The organism is Streptomyces sp. NPDC059256, from assembly GCF_042753785.1.
Classification (GTDB): domain Bacteria; phylum Actinomycetota; class Actinomycetes; order Streptomycetales; family Streptomycetaceae; genus Streptomyces.
On sequence record NZ_JBHYZO010000020.1, the window covers coordinates 1 to 15,658 of the forward strand.

Sequence of the window (15,658 nt, forward strand, 5' to 3'; positions counted from 1 at the left end):
TCGTTCGTCTGCCCCCCCTTCCCTGCGCCGGCGGTGATCTCGCAAGGGCACTCGTGTGGTTTGAGTCCGCCGTCAGGCAACGGCCTTGTCGAGGATGTCGGCGAGTTCGGTGGGCGTGGACAGCATCGGCCAGTGCCCGGTGGACAGGTCGAAGCGCCGCCACGGCGGCTGGTTCAGGTAGGCCAGCATCGGTATCCCGGCATCCAGCAGGCCCGTGAAGTCATGGCAGGGGATCAGGACACGGTCCACGCCGGCGCCGGGCTCGGTCGGGTCGGCGAGGCGCTGGGTGTAGGTGCCGAACGGGTGAGGGGTGGCACGCGAGCGCAGAGCATCCCGGTGTCCCTCATCGAGCCCAACGAGGCTTCCGGACAGGCCCAGGACCTCGAAGGGCGGCATCGGCAGCCGCCACCCGTCGCCGGAAGCGGAGACCTGCCGGGTCAGTTGGTCCGCTGCCTCCGGCGGCATGAGGTCGAGCATGCACATGCCTGCGGTGAACGGGGCGCTGTCCACGTAGATCACGCGCTCCAGTCGGTCGCCGAGACGCCCGGCCGCCCCGGTGACCGGGGCAGCCGCGTAGCTGTGGGCGACCAGCGTGACATCGCGCAGACCGTTCTCCTTGATGAAGCCGGTGATGTCCGCGATGTGCGTGTTCAGGTCCGTCTCGGGTCCGGCCTGGTCGGCGTGCTCGGCCAGGCCCGTCAGTGTGAGCGGCAGCGCCGTGTGGCCCCTCTCCCGCAGAGTGCGGGCGGTGTCTTCCCAGGCCCACGCGCCGAGCCAGGCGCCGGGAACGAGTACGAAGGTGGCCATGTGATCTCCCAGAAGTAGGTGCTGCGGGGAGCGTAGAGTCAATACAGGACAGAATCCGCCCTGAAATGTTAAGTGATCCATGTCGCATCCCCTCACCCGTGTGCTGACCCTGCTGGAGCTCCTCCAGTCCAACGCCCGACTCACCGGGACGGAGCTGGCGGACCGTCTGGACACCGATGTCCGCACGGTGCGCCGGTACATGTCCCACCTGCGGGAACTGGGCATCCCCGTGGAAGCCGAACGCGGTCGCTACGGCGGCTACCGCCTGGCCCGCGGCTATCGGATGCCACCCCTGGTACTCACCAACGACGAGGCACTCGCCGTCGTCCTGGGCCTGCTCGCGGCCGAACGCCTCGGCATGGGCACCACCGCACCGGCCAGTGCCGGTGCCCTGGCCAAGATCGAGCGGGTGCTTCCGCACGCCATGCGCGAACCGCTCGCCGCCATGCGGGAGACCCTGTCGTTCACCGCCAACGCCGTGATCGGGCAGACACCCGGAACCGGCGTCCTACTGGCCCTGGCCCAGGCATCCCGCGCCGGTACGACCGTTGGCATCAGCCACCGGTCCTGGCGGCAGGAACACACCGAACGCGATATCGACCCCTACGGCGTCGTCTTTCACACCGGCCGGTGGTACGTCGTCGGCCACGACCACCTCCGCAACAGCCTGCGGAACTTCCGCATCGACCGCATCGCCTCCACCACCCCCCGGACCCGCCGCTTCACCGCACCCGACGGCTTCGATCCCGTCGCCCACCTGACCTCCACCCTGGCCCAAGGCTCCTACCGCTGGCAGGTTGAGGTGACGATCCACGGTCCTCTCGATGAGATCGCCCGCCGGCTGCCCCGATCAGCGGTGACCCTCACCGCCCAGCCCGCCGGCGTCCTCGTACGCGCACAAGCAGATCGGCTGGACGTCATGGCACGCCTACTCGCCTCCCTGGAATGGCCCTTCACCATCCACCACCCCGACGAACTGCGACAGGCCCTCAAGGACCTCGCCGACCTGCTCACCGCAGCCGCTCAACGGCGACCGGAAGAACTGCCGCAGTAAATGCAGGATTTACTGCGGCAGTTCCGGAAGTGCGGGGCGGGCATGGCGAAGTACTCCGCGTGGATCTACCGGATCTCGCTGACGACATGGGGGATGCTCGCCGGTGAACCGGCGCCGACCGGGGCTGCGTGACAGCGTTCTTACCGGCACCCCGTCACCCCAGCACCCCAGCACCCCGGGGCAGATACGTTCCTTCCCGGGCCGCAGGGGTTTGCTTCCCGCTTCGGCGCCGGCCGATCTCATCGTCTGGGGTCAGTACGGACGGTCGCCCCGCCCCTCATCGATGACGGGAGTCGCCGACGGCACCACGACTCGGCGGCGCTTGGCGATGCTGGCGAAGGTCACGACTCCGATGAATCCGACGGCCATCAGGATCAGGCCGATCACATCGAGGTTGGCGCCCTTCATCTCCCAGTCAGTGGCGAATGTCAGGATCGCCCCGACGGCGATCAGGATGATGCACCCTCCCAGGCCCATAGGTCTCACCTTCCTGTTGCGGGACGGATAGTTGGTATTTCGCAGGTACCCGGGGCAGCAGCGATCATTCCGCGACCATCGGCCGAAGATGGCGCCCATCGAACTGCTGTCCCATCCGTCAGCACCGTTGGCAGCGCGGGAAGTTGCAGCGCATGCGGATGCGGCGGTCGGACACCGCCACCCTCGGGTCCCACGGTCGAGTCCCGTCAAGGGCGAAGCCGGTCCGGCTTCTGACTCAACCGTCGAGATGCCGCCGGAGCGGATCAGGTCGCGCGGAATCCCTCCGGGACAGGCCGGTAGCGTGCCACGGACGTCAGACCTGTTTGCGCGGGGTACGGGCACGAGCGCCCTCGCGTGTCCTGCCCGCCGAGACGCGACGGTCCGGGTGCCGCCGTACATACTCCTCTTCCAACTCGGCCATCCGGGTGGTGTGGGCGGAGAGAGCGGCCGGCGATCCGTACAGCAGTGTGTCGTGCCTGCTGCGGTGGATGTTCTCCAGTTCTCTTATCAATTCCTGGTCCCCCAGCCGGACAGCCTCGATGCCCTGGTGGTGGTTGGCAGCCTCTGTCATCGCACCCGCACTCCTTTGCTCTCCTCAGTCCTGATGCGGACAGGGTCCCGCTCGGCGGCATCGACACACCGCGGTCGATGGTGTCGATCGCGGTGTCACAACGCCGGTGCGGGTACTCGTGGGTCCGTCGCACCATCCGGCACCCTGGAGGGGAGCCGTGCAACTCGGCCGCCCCGAGCAGGGCCACGGGTGTCCACCCCCGTCGGTCCCGCCGTCGCAGGAGGCAGCGACTCGCGCGGTCGCCGCGGTGCAGGCAGGATGAGGGAGCCGTACCCCCCGGGGCCCGCCGCCGTGCCGGGAGTGTGCCGAGACCCAGACCCCAGGACATGATCGCGATGACACAGAAGAGAGAAGCCGCTCCCGCGATGGCATCGAGCGCGGAGGTCATCGGAGCGCCCTGCTGGGTCAGCCTCATGGCCCGTGACCTACGGGCTTCACAGGAGTTCTACGGCCAGGTCCTGGGCTGGACCTTCCGCAAGGGGCGGCTCGGCGACGAATTCACGGTCGCCCTCCAGGACGACTCTCCCGTGGCTGGCATCGGCGCCCTCGCACCCCGGCTCCAGATGGCCATCTCGTGGACCCCGTACTTCGCGGTTGCCGATGCCGATGTGTCCGCGGCACGGATCCGGGAGCGCAGTGGCACCGTGGCGGTGGGACCGTTGGCATTCTCCCTGGGACGCGGGGCCCTGGCGGCGGACCGCGACGGCGCGGTGTTCGGCATCTGGGAGGGTGCGCGACTTCCCGACTGGCAGTCCGGCCACAAGGACGCACCCGCTTGGCTGCTGCTCCGCACGCGCAGCGCGTTCGAGGCCGCGATCTTCTACGGAGAAGTGCTGGACTGGGCGACCGAGCATCCGGGGCGCTGCGATGTGCGGTACGAGAACGACGAGGTCGTCCTCGTCAGCGATGGCCATGTACTGGCACGGCTCAGTTCGGGGGCGGAGGGTGCCGCGCCCAATCCGCTGATCCGCCCCCGCTGGGATGTGCACTTTCCCGTGGCCGATGTCATTGCCACGGCGCAGGCGGCCGAGGATCGCGGCGGGGTGGTCCTCGAACGGCGTACGACCAGGGAGGGCAGGCCGGAAGCCGCGCTGCGCGATCCCGACGGCGCACTGTTCACCGTCACCGCCCGGGTCTGAGCCTTCAGTGACGCACTGCCACTACCACCTGCCCGGCGGGAGTGTCCGCCGCAGCCGCGGGGCAGAAGCGCGTCTGAGCCACGGCACCCGAAGGTGCCGATGGCGGACGAGGGAGGGGGAGGGCCTTCGATGGACGCCGGAGGGACTGATTCGCAGGGGCCACGAAGTCCCGCGCACGAGAGCGCGCCGACATCGGACCCGTCCACCGAAGCACCTGACGAAGACCGTGTGCGGTCGCCCTCAGTGCTGCCCGAAGGCGGCTGGTCACGGTGTGCGGAGGCCAGCGCCGCCGATGGGCCCGCAGTCGCTCCCCGACCCGTCGTGCCCGCACAATCTGCGGTGGAGCACTCCCGTGAGCAGACGACAGCCTCGCGTCGAGAGGTGCCCCCCGCATCGACTCGGGGCACTGCGGGTGGGGGCCCCGATCCGTCCGCGCTCGGTGTGGACGAGTTGCGCAACGAGATCGCGGGTCTACGCAAGGCATTGGCCTCTCACCCGGTGATCGACATGGCACGGGGGGTCATCATGGCGACCACCTCCTGCACCCCCGAGGACGCTTGGCAGATCCTCGTCCAGGTCTCCCAACACAGCAACACCAAACTGCGCGAGGTCGCACGCCACATCGTCGAGAGTGCGTACGGTCCGCCTCCACCGGCACAGGTGCGTGGTGCCCTGCGGGAGGTCTACTCCGGCCGAGCCCGCCAGGGGCAGTGAGCACCCCACGACGGACGCCCCGTGACCAGGTGCCGTCGTGGGGTGCAGGCCCTCGTCGAAGCCCTCGACCGCCCGGTCGGACGGGAGCGCGGTCGTCGACTTCGCGCCCCGCGCTCACGGCTCTGTGGTCCGGGCGCGGTCGGTCACCGCTCGTGCCGGTGCCGCGCATTCTCCCGGAGGCGTTCTGCCTCGGCTCGCGCCTGTTCCCGTTCGCGGCGCCCGCGTTCCTTCAGTTCCTCGTTGTGGAGGGCGATGCCATCGGCTTCCTTCTTGCTGCCCATCGCCTGTTTGATCTTCGCTTTCACCCAGCCCATGACGGTGCCTTCCATGACGCGAATGTTTCGGTGGGATGCCCTCACCACCCGCCCGGGGCGCCCGGGCCGGTACGGCTACTCGAACCCGACCGTACGACTCGAAGCGCGCGGAGGCGAACCGGACTCCCGGGTGTCGCCTTGGTGCGAACCGGGCCCGATGCGTGCCTCTGGCTCGCCACCCGAGCACGTTCGACGGGGACGTTGCGATCCGGCCCGGTCATCACCGCGCGGTCAGGGGACGGGTTGATTGATTCAGTCGCGGTTGATCTGGTTCGTCTAGGGTTGATCGGCGGTCGGCCGGTGGTCTCCGGGTCGCCGGCGAGCGGCTCAGTCCGAGCCCGGTGGGCCCGGGCGGCTACCCGTCCCGTTGATGTGTGGTGCAGGGCCGAGGGTCGCCCAGACCACCTTGCCCTCCCCCAGGGGTGTCGAGCCCCAACTGTCCGCCAGCCTCTCCAGTACGAGAAGGCCGTGGCCACCCGGGAGTCGTACCTCCCGCGCCCGTGGCTCGGGGGGCTGGGGGTTGCGGTCCGCTACTTCGATGCGTACGCCTTCCGCGGTGTGGCGCAGCACCAGTTCGGTCGGACCGCCGGCGTGGAGGCAGGCGTTGGTGACGAGTTCGGAGACGACCAGGAGCACATCGTCGGCCCGCCTGGCGGCCTCGCCCGCCGCTGGGGTCCACCCCCAGTCGGCGAGCGCCCGGGAGGCGAAGTCCCGACAGCGGCCCACCACCCCTCTGGTTCCGAACAGCCCGAGTCGCCGGGTCTGTCCCTGCCCGCGGACGTGTGTGCCCATCAGCTCCTCCGCTATGACTGCCGCCGATCCGTCAGAGCCGCGTCCAGGCTGTCGTGAACCGTGAATACGGTGTCCGCACCGGTGATGTCGAACATTCGGGCCACCTGGGGTTGAAGTGCGGACAGTTCCAGTACGCTGCCCGCCTCCTGCGCCTCGATCCTCGCCCGCAACAGCACGTTGAGGCCGGTCGAATCGCAGAATCCCAGTTCTGCGCAGTCCACGACGATGCTGCCCGGCCTTGCGGCGACACCCTCGGCCAGGGCATCACGCAGCGGCGGAGCCGTGTCGTGGTCAAGTTCTCCTGCCAGCACCACAACCAGTGCGCCAGCCATGGGGCGCACCTCGATGCCGAAGCGACCCGTGGCCGCTTCCCCTTCTCGGGGGTGCCCAGAGACTCCCGACACCATGGGCCTCTCCCTTCTGACCTGTGTCCGGCGCCCCAGAAGCGGGTGCGCTGTCCCGGGCGGGTGGACTTGGCCGCCGACCCGGGGCTGATCTTCATCCGGCTGGTTCCGGATGTCCCCACAGTGCCCACAGATCCTTCGACGAAACTCCCGAATCGAGGGGAAGCACCACCCGACCACCACGGACCGGCCAACGGCCGGCCCCACCCCGGCGGCGCGTCGGCCCTCGGGCGGCCGATCAGCACGAACGCTGCCGTGTCGACCGGCCGTCCCGAGGACCGTTGGCCGGACGGCGACGGAACGCCCGCGCAGACCGGGTGTGTCGCGGCAGGGGGACCGGGTGAGCGTTTCCGATAGAGGGCACCGCCCCGCTCGTCATCTACGCCTCCGATCACCTCACGGTCACCGAATCCACACAGCTGGCTCTGGAATTCGCGCTGACAGGGCTCCGAACGGGTCCCACGTTGAAATCACCTCACGCAGCCCCTATGGGAATGGGCTGATGCGGGCAGACGGATCACGAGGGACTGGACAAGCCCACGGAAAAGGAGGTGCGCGTGACGACGGACAACACCACCATCGAGCGGACCGGACTCCCGGTCACCGCGTCAGCCGCCAGGGACGTGGTGCGCCAACTCCTCGGGTCCGGTGACCGATACGCAAGAAGCACGACGCTCACGGATGCGCTCCTGGTCACCTCCGAACTGGTGACCAACGCGGTGCGTCACGGCGGTGGTGTCGCCTCCTTCTCCGCGCAACTGCGCGATGAGGCCACGCTGTGCATCACGGTCGGCGACCACTCCGTGGAGTTCCCCCGCGCCGCGCTTCCCGCACGGGACTTTGCCCCCGGCGGATACGGCTGGCCCCTCATCCAGCGACTGTGCGATGTCGTGACCGTCACCCCGACGTCCACGGGGAAGACCGTCCACGCCCATCTCCGAATGGTGTGAGCACACGATGACCGGGCCCGGACCGTCGGCGATCGGTAGGTCGATGCCCAGAACCGGGCGCAGCCGTTCCATGGGAGCTGATCACTCTGGACCCCGGCTCTGCGCATCGTCGGCACGACCATGGGAAGACGACCCGGTATCGGCGCGCTGCGTCGAGATGGGTCCCATGACATCAAGGAGGGTGGCCCCATGGGCGAGTCAGCATCGATCAGCGCTGATCAGCGCCGGATGGGTGTCCGTTCCACACGGCCACGGGCGAGAAAAGACAGGGAAACCGAGCTCTCCCTATCTAACGAAGAGACAGCAAACATGTAGAAATGCGACATGCCAGGATCAAAAGGCTCGTCCACTCCACATGAGAACGCGCGTGCCTCTGGGGCCACTCAGAAACAGGGCCCGCGCAGACGTTCGATCCTGAGGGTCCGCAGCGTCGTCGGCCAGATGTTCGTCCTACAGATCATCGTCGTGGTGCTCCTGGCCGCCGGAGCGGTCGCCCTGCTCCTCATCCTCGCTCAGCGGGAGAGCAAGCAGGAAGCGGCCAGCCGCTCGCTCGCCGTCGCCCAGGGTTTCGCCAGCTCCCCCGGTGTCGCCCCCGCCCTGGAGTCGGACCATCCCACGGCCCTGCTCCAACCCGGGGCCGAAGAGGCCAGGAAGGGCTCGGACGTCGACTTCGTCGTCGTCGTGGGCCGGGACGGACTGCGCTACACACATCCCTTCCCGGACCGCATCGGCAAACCCAGCTCTCGGGACCTCGCCCCGCTCCTCGCCGGGCGTACGGTCGTCGAGACGAGGGTGGGCACGCTCGGACCGCAGATCCGGGCGTACGTCCCCGTCAGGAAGCGAGACGGAACGGTGGTCGGTGCCGTCGGTGCCGGGGTCACCATCGCCGAGGTCAACAGCGCGGCGGCGGAGCAGTTGCCGCTGGTCATCGGCGGCGCCGTCGGTGCGGTCGCCGTCTCCACCGCGGGTGCGGCCCTGCTCAGCCGGCGACTCCTGCGCCAGACCCACGGCCTCGGTCCGGCAGAGATCACCCGACTGTACGAGCATCACGACGCCGTGCTGCACGCCGTCAAGGAGGGCGTGGTCATCGTCGACCGCGAGGGGCGGATGGTGCTGGCCAATGACGAGGCCCATCGACTGCTCGATCTGCCGACGGGTTCCGACGGCCGCAAGGTGGCGGAACTCGGCCTCTCCGACGGCATCGCGGAGCTCCTGTCGTCAGGGCGTGCCGTCGCGGATGAGATGCACGAGGCCGGCGGGCGGCTGCTCGCGGTCAACCAGCGCCCCACCTCCAGGTACGGTCCGGCCGGCAGTGTCGCCACCCTGCGGGACTCCACCGAGTTGCTGGCGCTCTCCAGCAGCGCGGATGCGGCCCGGCGCCGACTCAGAGTCCTCTACGACGCCTCCGTACGGATCGGAACCACCTTGGAGGTTCCCCGTACCGCCCAGGAGCTGGCCGAGATCGCCGTACCCCAGTTCGCCGACTTCGTCACCGTCGATCTGGCGGAACCCGTTCTGCGCGGGGAGGAACTCCAGGGGACCGAGCGTGTGCTCCGACGAACCGCCATCACGGGCGTCAGGGACGACCATCCGCTGGTTCCGCAGGGACAACTGATCCAGCTCGTGGACTCCACCCCCCAGGTGCAGGGGCTCTCCAGCGGTCGGGCCGTCGTCGAACGCGACCTCGACCGGGCCGCCGGCTGGCGCGCCCAGGATCCCGAACGGGCCCAACGCATCCTCGACTACGGCATCCACTCGCTGATCAGCGCACCCCTGTCCGCACGCGGCGTCGTGCTGGGCGTGGCGAGCTTCTGGCGTTCGGAGAAGCCCGAGCCCTTCGAGGAGGACGATCTCGCCCTGGCCGAAGAAGTCACCGCCCGCGCCGCGGTGTGCATCGACAACGCCCGCCGGTACACCAAGGAACACTCGCTGGCCGTGACCCTGCAACGCAGCCTCATGCCGCGCGGGCTGCCAGCCCAGACCGCCCTGGAGGTCGCCCACCGGTATCTGCCGGCGCAGGCCGGGGTCGGAGGCGACTGGTTCGACGTCATCCCGCTACCCGGCACACGGGTCGCCGTCGTCGTCGGCGATGTGGTCGGCCATGGGCTCCATGCCGCAGCCACCATGGGGCGGCTGCGGACCGCGGTGCACAACTTCTCCTCCCTCGACCTCGCCCCGGACGAGATCCTCGGCCATCTGGACGAGTTGGTGGAGCAGATGGACCTGGACCACACCACCGATGAAAGGAGCCAGGAGGTCACCGGTGTGACCTGTCTGTATGCGGTCTACGACCCGATCACCGGAGGCTGTTCCCTGGCCAGCGCGGGTCACCCGCCACCGGTCGTGGCCCTCCCCGACGGCACGGCGTACTACCCGCGGCTCTCCCCCTCGCCGCCGCTGGGAGCCGGCAGCGGGCTTCCGGTGGAGAGCACGCAGATCCAACTACCCGAAGGGTCCAGGCTGATCCTCTACACCGACGGTCTGGTCGAGGACCGACGCCGGGACATCGACTCCGGGCTCGCCCTTCTGCGCGCCGCGGTGGCGGGCAAGGCCGGGCTCGGGCCGGAGGAGACCTGTCAGGAGATCCTCGACACGATGCTGCCCGAGCACCCGGGCGACGACATCGCGCTCATGGTGGCCCGTACGCGTCTTCTTGATCCGCGCTTCGTGGCCCAGTGGGAGGTGCCGTCCGACCCCGCCGCCGTCGCCGTGACCCGCAATGCGTGTGCGCGCCAGCTGGAGTCCTGGGGCCTCGACGACATCGCGTTCACCACCGAGCTCATCCTGAGCGAACTGATCACCAACGCCATCCGCTACGCCGCTCAGCCCATCACCGTTCGGCTGATCCACAACACGAGCCTCATCTGCGAGGTGTCCGACGGCAGCAGCACCGCCCCGCACCTGCGCCGGGCCGCCGTCACCGACGAAGGCGGACGCGGTCTGTTCCTGGTCGCCCAGTTGGCCGAGCGATGGGGCACCCGCTACACCGCCACGGGCAAGGTGCTCTGGACGGAACAGGCGCTCCATGCGCGAGGGACGCCGCCGGGCACGGTCGACGACCTGCTCGACCAGTGGGATGCATGACGTGGCGCAGATCTGACTGGACACCGCAACCGGCCGCCCGGAGGAGGGACGGCCAGCTCGGAGGGGGTCGGAGTCCCCCATCGCTTCAACCGGGACGGCGGCGCGACGGCTCAGCGCGCCGCCGTGTGCCGCTGCCGCTTGGTGCTCGTCCACTGCCGGACCCTTGTGATCCTGGGGTACTTCTCACGTTGTTCACGTGCGCTGCGGTCCAGTTCCTCCATCAGCCGTCGCGACCGGTGCGCGGGATCGAGTTCATCGAGGATCCGATCGACCTCGGTCAGCAGCGCGCCGTGCAACTGCCAATGGTCGGGGTGGTGTCGTACGCCGTCGAGCAGGAGGTTCGCGGTTCGCTCCCGGCTGGTGACGGCTGCCGCCAGTTCTCCCGCGAGTCGATCCTCCGCCGCCTGGGCGCTCTCGCTGACCTGGGAGGTGACGAGGACGGCGAAGCTCACCAAGGCGTCGGCGACATGGCCGAGGAGCTCTTGGAGCGAACGTCCGACCTCCGGGTCAAAGAGTGCGCCGTCACGCTCGCGGGCCAGGTCGGTCATGGTCCGGGCCAGCACGCGGAGCACCACGGCGCAGATCTCCAGGGTGTCCAGGCCGGTGCGGAGCACCACGCGGTTGAGCAGTCCTTCCTTCACCCTCGGATTGAGCCGCACGCTGTCCTCTGCTTGGCGGAGGGCCGCGTCCACCTCGGCGACGTCGTTGTCGAGTCGTCGCGCCTCGTGCAGTCGGGCCGCGGCCGTCTCCACCGGAACGTGGTCACTGAGTTCCTCGCCCATGCGGATCAGCAGTTGGCGCATTCTGCGGGCGAGGTCGGTGATGGACGCCCCGGCCGTACCGATCCACACCGGGGGGACGAACAGCACATTGAACAGCAGTCCGACGGTCGCACCGATCAGGGTCTCCAGCACACGGTCCCAGGCGGTGTCCGCCACCCGGGTGACACCGAGGACCAGCATGGCGCTGATCGCCACCTCGGGGACGAACTCGCTGACGCGGACCATGTAACCGACGATGAGCGACGCCAGGATGATCAGCCCGAGGCTCCACCAGCTCAGGCCGACCAACACACTGAAGGCGCTGGCGATCAGCACCCCGGCCACCACGGAGTTCACCCGTCGGATACCTGTGGTGAGCGTGGAGTACAGGGTCACCTGGACCACGAGTAGTGCCGTGAGGGGCGCGGTGAGGGGCGCTGGTTCGCTGCTCAGCCAGAGTGCGACGGCATAGGCGATGGTCGCGGCTGCGGTGGAACGCAGGGTCTGGGTGACCGCGGGTTCGCTGCGGATGCGGCGGATCGAGCTCGCCAACCGGCCGGTGGCCGACCGCGCTTCAGGCACGGGCGGCCACCCGGCTGGGGCGGCGGAGGTGGGACGCGAAGAGGTACGGAGCGTCCGGGCGCCGTCGCGCCCCGCCTCCCCTGGGCTCCTGATGCATGTGGCTCATAAGTACTGCCGTTCCCGTTGGGGGCGCCGTGAGCACGGCTCGTGGAGGAATTCCATGGAATGCACGAGATCGTGAGCGGTGTCGTGGGCCATCTGGAGTCTCGGCGATCGAGTGGCGGACCGTGCGCCTCGAACGCGTGGAGGCCGCCTCACTGCCGAGGGAGGAGCGGACCGAGGGGGCCGAGGTCGATGTTGAGATCGCCCGGTTCCAGGCCGAACCGTTCCCGGAGGGTGTCCATCCGGTCTTCCAGCAGCATCAGGGTGAGCCCTATCTTCTCCTCCTGCTCACCCGTCAGCTCACCGGTCTCGGCGCGACGGAGTGCCTGACGCTCCATCAGTTGCCTCAGCAGCTCGATGATCGTGAGCACGAGTTGGGCGAGATCCCTCTCCACGGTGTCGGGGCCCAGTTCCACGGCGCGCTCGCGGCTCATCGGCTGCCCTCCCACGGTGAGGGGACCTCGGTGGAGACCGAGCTGATCAGGGCCTTGAGATCGATCCGTACGAGGTCCACGTCGGCGATCCGCAGGGTGAGGTCCCCGCTGATCACCACGCCGCCCGCGAGCAGTCGATCGAGGAGGTCCACGAGGGCGACCTGCCGTTCGGCCAGGGGGTCGACCCCAACGGTGGAAGTCATGATCGCTCCCCCTCCCCCGTCGCCCGCGCCGACTCGCCCCGCAGGGCTCCGTCGAACTCCGTGGGCGGCTGGTCATCGGTGAAGGAGTAGGGCGCCCAGGGCCCGGTGATCTCACCGCTGAGGCCGCCGTCGTTCGGCAGCAGCCGATGGACCCCACCGATGAAGTCGGCGCTGTGATCCCGGTGGACGAGATAGGCGGCGTTGAGGACGTTCTGTCCACTGGCACCGGAGAGGCGAGCCTCTTGGGGCCGGTGGAGACGGGAGCTCTCCGCCCGACCGGTCAGCTCCTCATGGAGGGTCCGGGCCACGGTGAAAGCCGACTGCCAGGTGTGTTCCTCCCTGCGGCGTTCGCCGAGTCGGCGCCGGAGGAAGTCGCGCCCTGCGCCCGGTGCGTGGTCGATCGGCTTCTTGGCGGGCCCAGCGCCCGCCGGCGGTTCAGCGGTGGTGGCCGCATTGCGCGCGTACACCTTCACCCCCCACTCGACCCGCCCGTCGAGTCGTTCCAGCGTGGTGCGGAACCGATCGCGCCCGGAGTCGAGCAGTCGCCTTACTCCGTCGTCATCGCGGCAGACCGTGGCCAGGCGCAACGGGAGCGGGGAACCCAGGGAGACGAGGGCCCCGACCACGGCTGCGTGGGCGCGTGCCGTGTCACTGAGCCAGTCGAGGTCTTCCAGCCGTTCCTTGAGGGGATCGGTGTCGAAGTCGTCCGCCGATACGGTCGAGACCACGGCGGACAGATCGTCATGACGGAACTGGTAGGGCTGGCTGCCCGTGACCCCGCGCAGATCGGCGGGCAGGGACGCGCTGAAGGGCCGCATCACGGCGTACACATAGCGGAGCTCGTTCATGCGGACTCTCCCGACCTCTGGGGTGCGGGCGTCGCGGCGGCCGGTTCGAGCTCGGCGACGCGTCGACGCAACCGCTCGTTCTCGGCGGCGAGTTCCGTCTCCCGTGCACCCTTGGACAGCTCGGGATCGCGCTCCCACCAGTCGATGCCCATCTCCTTGGCCTTGTCGACGGAGGCGACGACCAGCCGCAGTTTGATGGTGAGGAGTTCGATGTCGAGGAGGTTGATGCGGATGTCGCCCGCGATCACGATCCCCTTGTCGAGCACCCGTTCGAGAATGTCGGCGAGGTTCGCAGCTCCCCCCTGCGAGGCGTAGGGGTCGGGGAGGTTGCCGGAGATGCTCATCGGCGACCACGGCTTCCGGACCGGGCGGATTCCTCGGGCTCTTCCTCGACGTCCTCCTGGAGGTACTCCTCGTCCTCGGGCTCTTCTTCGGCGTCTTCCTCTTCCTCGACGTTCTCGTCCTCAAGATCCTCAAGATCCTCAGGGTCGGCGTCGGCTACCTCGGCGTCCTCTGCATCTTCCTCGGCCTCTTCCTCGGCGTCTTCTTCCGCATCTTCCTCGGCGTCGCCGTACTCGTCGTCATACGCATCCTCGTACTCGTACTCGTACTCGCCGTCCGGGTCCTCTTCGGTCTCAGACGAACCAACGGGGCCATCGGAATCACCGGTGACGGATTCCTGGTCCTCCTCGGCATCCGCGCCGGTCGATTCCTCGGCCTCCTCCTCCGCCAGGGCGTCGTCATGGCTCAGGACCACTTCCCCGTCGCGGATCTCACCGCGCCACCCGTCCTCGGCCTCGCCGCGCATCGAGATGTGTCGGGCGAAGTTCTTGAGGTCGAGCCGCGCCCGGCGGCCCTGTGCGCGCCAGAGGTTGCCGGTCTTCTCGAACAGGCCCTTCGGGTAGTACTCCAGCACCAGCAGGACCCTGGTCAGGTTCTCACCGAGGGAGTGGAAGGTGACCACTCCCTTGGTGCTGCCCTTGGCTCCCTCGGACGTCCACTGGATACGGGAGTCGGGTATCTGCTCGGTGGTGCGGGCCTTCCAACTACGGCTGGACCAGAACACCTTGACCTGCCAGTCCGATGAGGTGTCATCGGCTGCGGTCGCGCTCCGCACCCCCTTGGCGAACGAGGCGAAGTCCTGGAAGCGGGTCCACTGGTCGTACGCGGTCCGCGCGGGCACCCCCACGTCCACGGACTCCATGATGACGACCGGGGCCTTGCCACCTCCGCCCTTGCCTCCCTTGCCGCCGAGGCCCTTGAGCGTCTCGGTGACCTTCCCCTTGAGATGGGACGCGCCCACCTCGACCGCCGTACGCACCGGACCCTTGCCTTCGGCGGTCTTGCGTCCGCTCTCCTTGGCCAGATGGGCGAGCCCAGGCCCGCCGTCGGCGATGTCGTTCAGTCGGGTGGTCGCCCGACCGAGCATCCGGCCCGTGGACGACAGTGCCTGCTCCGCACGTGCCGCCAGATAGTCCTGTGCTTCTTCCTTCAGTCGCTGTACGGCGGGATGGTCCGCACTCAGCAGACGTGTGTTCTCAGCCACGGTTGCGCCTCTCCTTCGGTGCCGCCTTCTGGGCGGTCCGCTTGGCCGGGGCCTTCGCCGACTTCCGGGCCGCTGTCCTCTTGGCGGGCTGCGCTCGCGTCGCCGACTTCTTGGCGGTGCGTCGCGCCGGGCGTTCGGCGTCTTCCCGCTCCTCCGTCGACGTCCGCGCATCGCCCGCGTCTGACGGCTCTTCCGCATCGTCATCAACGGCCTCGTCATCGACGGCCTCGTCAGCGGCCTTGGCCTTGGCCGAGGACCGCCGGCTGGAGGAGTCATCTGAGTCCGATGAGTCCGATGCCTTGGAGGGGGCGATGGCGTTCTTCACCCGGTCCTGCACGCCCGCCGTGCGTTCGTGCAGCCGGTCGGCCAGCCCGTCCAGTTGCCTGCTGATCAGAGCGCCCGTCGCGGCCTTGCCCACGCCGCCGAGATCCTGACTCAGTTGCTCTCGCAGAGCCTTGAACTGCGGATTCTCTCCGAGCTGGCGCGTGATGAGCTGGCCGAGAGCCCCCGGGCCGGCACTCATCCGCCGGCCCGCGACCATCGTGCCGACCGCGAACGCCAACTTTGCCTTCTTCGTGCGCCCGAGTACGTATCCCGCACCCACGGCTAGGCCCAGTGCCACCCTGTTGTTCATCGTCCCTGCTCTCTGTTCTGTGCGATCTCCAGCCGGTCGAGGAGTTCGTCCTCCCGGCGGTCGAACGTCTCCTCGTCGATCTCGCCCGCCTCGAACTGTTCGGAGAGTCGCCCGAGTTCGCCCTGTACGGCGGCGGGGTCGTAGTACTGCCGCTCCGCCTCCTCCACCACCCGCCGCAGCACCCACAAGGAGCCGCGGGCGGGTGCGGCGGGCAGGAGGAGCAACTCACCGATGAGGCCCAT

The 15,658-nt window shown here is 68.9% G+C and carries 20 protein-coding genes; 6 read left to right on the forward strand and 14 right to left on the reverse strand.

Annotation, left to right across the window (positions count from 1 at the left end):
* Nucleotides 1-72: 72 nt before the first annotated feature.
* Nucleotides 73-807, reverse strand: coding sequence for an alpha/beta fold hydrolase (locus tag ACFXJL_RS28295; RefSeq protein ID WP_384696988.1), 735 nt, complete (start codon nucleotides 805-807; stop codon nucleotides 73-75).
* Between the two features lie 79 nt (nucleotides 808-886).
* Here ACFXJL_RS28295 and ACFXJL_RS28300 point away from each other — a divergent pair, with 79 nt between their 5' ends.
* Complete coding sequence (locus ACFXJL_RS28300) at nucleotides 887-1,861, forward strand: YafY family protein (RefSeq protein ID WP_358881342.1); 975 nt, start codon at nucleotides 887-889, stop codon at nucleotides 1,859-1,861.
* Complete coding sequence (locus ACFXJL_RS28305) at nucleotides 1,862-1,993, forward strand: hypothetical protein (RefSeq protein WP_384696991.1); 132 nt, start codon at nucleotides 1,862-1,864, stop codon at nucleotides 1,991-1,993. It begins immediately after the preceding gene.
* Between the two features lie 120 nt (nucleotides 1,994-2,113).
* Here the strand turns inward: ACFXJL_RS28305 and ACFXJL_RS28310 are convergent, their stop codons facing one another.
* Both ACFXJL_RS28310 and ACFXJL_RS28315 read right to left on the reverse strand, forming a co-directional pair.
* Nucleotides 2,114-2,338: a DUF6458 family protein gene (locus ACFXJL_RS28310; RefSeq protein WP_358881340.1), complete on the reverse strand. Its 225-nt coding sequence runs from the start codon at nucleotides 2,336-2,338 to the stop codon at nucleotides 2,114-2,116.
* 313 nt (nucleotides 2,339-2,651) lie between these two features.
* Nucleotides 2,652-2,909 carry a DUF6158 family protein gene (locus tag ACFXJL_RS28315; protein WP_358881339.1) on the reverse strand — a complete coding sequence of 86 codons (258 nt, stop codon included), beginning with the start codon at nucleotides 2,907-2,909 and terminating at the stop codon, nucleotides 2,652-2,654.
* A 335-nt stretch (nucleotides 2,910-3,244) separates the two neighbouring features.
* Between ACFXJL_RS28315 and ACFXJL_RS28320 the strand changes: the two genes are divergently transcribed.
* Together ACFXJL_RS28320 and ACFXJL_RS28325 are read left to right on the forward strand one after the other, a co-directional pair.
* On the forward strand, nucleotides 3,245-4,048 hold the full coding sequence (locus ACFXJL_RS28320; RefSeq protein ID WP_358881338.1) for a VOC family protein: 804 nt from the start codon (nucleotides 3,245-3,247) through the stop codon (nucleotides 4,046-4,048).
* 321 nt (nucleotides 4,049-4,369) lie between these two features.
* Nucleotides 4,370-4,762 carry an ANTAR domain-containing protein gene (locus ACFXJL_RS28325; RefSeq protein ID WP_384696995.1) on the forward strand — a complete coding sequence of 131 codons (393 nt, stop codon included), beginning with the start codon at nucleotides 4,370-4,372 and terminating at the stop codon, nucleotides 4,760-4,762.
* Nucleotides 4,763-4,905: 143 nt separating this feature from the next.
* On the opposite strand, the gene ACFXJL_RS28330 is transcribed toward ACFXJL_RS28325, so the two are convergent.
* From ACFXJL_RS28330 to ACFXJL_RS28340, 3 genes are all read right to left on the reverse strand, one after another.
* A complete protein-coding gene (locus ACFXJL_RS28330) occupies nucleotides 4,906-5,091 on the reverse strand; it encodes a hypothetical protein (RefSeq protein ID WP_358881336.1) in 186 nt (61 codons plus the stop codon).
* 312 nt (nucleotides 5,092-5,403) lie between these two features.
* Nucleotides 5,404-5,868, reverse strand: coding sequence for an ATP-binding protein (locus tag ACFXJL_RS28335; RefSeq protein ID WP_358881335.1), 465 nt, complete (start codon nucleotides 5,866-5,868; stop codon nucleotides 5,404-5,406).
* An 11-nt stretch (nucleotides 5,869-5,879) separates the two neighbouring features.
* The gene (locus ACFXJL_RS28340) at nucleotides 5,880-6,275 is read right to left on the reverse strand and encodes an STAS domain-containing protein (protein ID WP_358881334.1); all 396 of its coding nucleotides are present in this window, start codon (nucleotides 6,273-6,275) and stop codon (nucleotides 5,880-5,882) included.
* Between the two features lie 554 nt (nucleotides 6,276-6,829).
* Between ACFXJL_RS28340 and ACFXJL_RS28345 the strand changes: the two genes are divergently transcribed.
* Together ACFXJL_RS28345 and ACFXJL_RS28350 are read left to right on the forward strand one after the other, a co-directional pair.
* The gene (locus ACFXJL_RS28345) at nucleotides 6,830-7,222 is read left to right on the forward strand and encodes an ATP-binding protein (RefSeq protein ID WP_358881333.1); all 393 of its coding nucleotides are present in this window, start codon (nucleotides 6,830-6,832) and stop codon (nucleotides 7,220-7,222) included.
* 324 nt (nucleotides 7,223-7,546) lie between these two features.
* Nucleotides 7,547-10,306 carry a SpoIIE family protein phosphatase gene (locus ACFXJL_RS28350; protein WP_384643895.1) on the forward strand — a complete coding sequence of 920 codons (2,760 nt, stop codon included), beginning with the start codon at nucleotides 7,547-7,549 and terminating at the stop codon, nucleotides 10,304-10,306.
* Nucleotides 10,307-10,416: 110 nt separating this feature from the next.
* On the opposite strand, the gene ACFXJL_RS28355 is transcribed toward ACFXJL_RS28350, so the two are convergent.
* The 8 genes from ACFXJL_RS28355 to ACFXJL_RS28390 form a co-directional block, all read right to left on the reverse strand.
* A complete protein-coding gene (locus ACFXJL_RS28355) occupies nucleotides 10,417-11,649 on the reverse strand; it encodes an aromatic acid exporter family protein (RefSeq protein ID WP_358881332.1) in 1,233 nt (410 codons plus the stop codon).
* 254 nt (nucleotides 11,650-11,903) lie between these two features.
* Nucleotides 11,904-12,185 (reverse strand): gas vesicle protein K, encoded by a 282-nt coding sequence (locus tag ACFXJL_RS28360; protein WP_329014569.1) that lies wholly within the window; start codon nucleotides 12,183-12,185, stop codon nucleotides 11,904-11,906.
* A complete protein-coding gene (locus ACFXJL_RS28365; RefSeq protein WP_384697001.1) occupies nucleotides 12,182-12,388 on the reverse strand; it encodes a gas vesicle protein in 207 nt (68 codons plus the stop codon). The genes ACFXJL_RS28360 and ACFXJL_RS28365 overlap by 4 nt, the downstream gene beginning before the upstream one ends.
* Entirely contained in the window at nucleotides 12,385-13,236 is an 852-nt protein-coding gene (locus tag ACFXJL_RS28370) for a GvpL/GvpF family gas vesicle protein (RefSeq protein WP_384697004.1), read from the reverse strand. Before ACFXJL_RS28370 ends, ACFXJL_RS28365 begins: the two co-directional genes overlap by 4 nt.
* Nucleotides 13,233-13,580: a gas vesicle protein gene (locus ACFXJL_RS28375; RefSeq protein WP_358881329.1), complete on the reverse strand. Its 348-nt coding sequence runs from the start codon at nucleotides 13,578-13,580 to the stop codon at nucleotides 13,233-13,235. The genes ACFXJL_RS28370 and ACFXJL_RS28375 overlap by 4 nt, the downstream gene beginning before the upstream one ends.
* Entirely contained in the window at nucleotides 13,577-14,782 is a 1,206-nt protein-coding gene (locus ACFXJL_RS28380; protein WP_384697007.1) for an SRPBCC family protein, read from the reverse strand. The genes ACFXJL_RS28375 and ACFXJL_RS28380 overlap by 4 nt, the downstream gene beginning before the upstream one ends.
* Nucleotides 14,775-15,416, reverse strand: a complete 642-nt coding sequence (locus ACFXJL_RS28385) for a DNA primase (RefSeq protein ID WP_384697010.1) — start codon at nucleotides 15,414-15,416, stop codon at nucleotides 14,775-14,777. The genes ACFXJL_RS28380 and ACFXJL_RS28385 overlap by 8 nt, the downstream gene beginning before the upstream one ends.
* Nucleotides 15,413-15,658 carry a gas vesicle protein GvpG gene (locus ACFXJL_RS28390; RefSeq protein ID WP_329014584.1) on the reverse strand — a complete coding sequence of 82 codons (246 nt, stop codon included), beginning with the start codon at nucleotides 15,656-15,658 and terminating at the stop codon, nucleotides 15,413-15,415. The genes ACFXJL_RS28385 and ACFXJL_RS28390 overlap by 4 nt, the downstream gene beginning before the upstream one ends.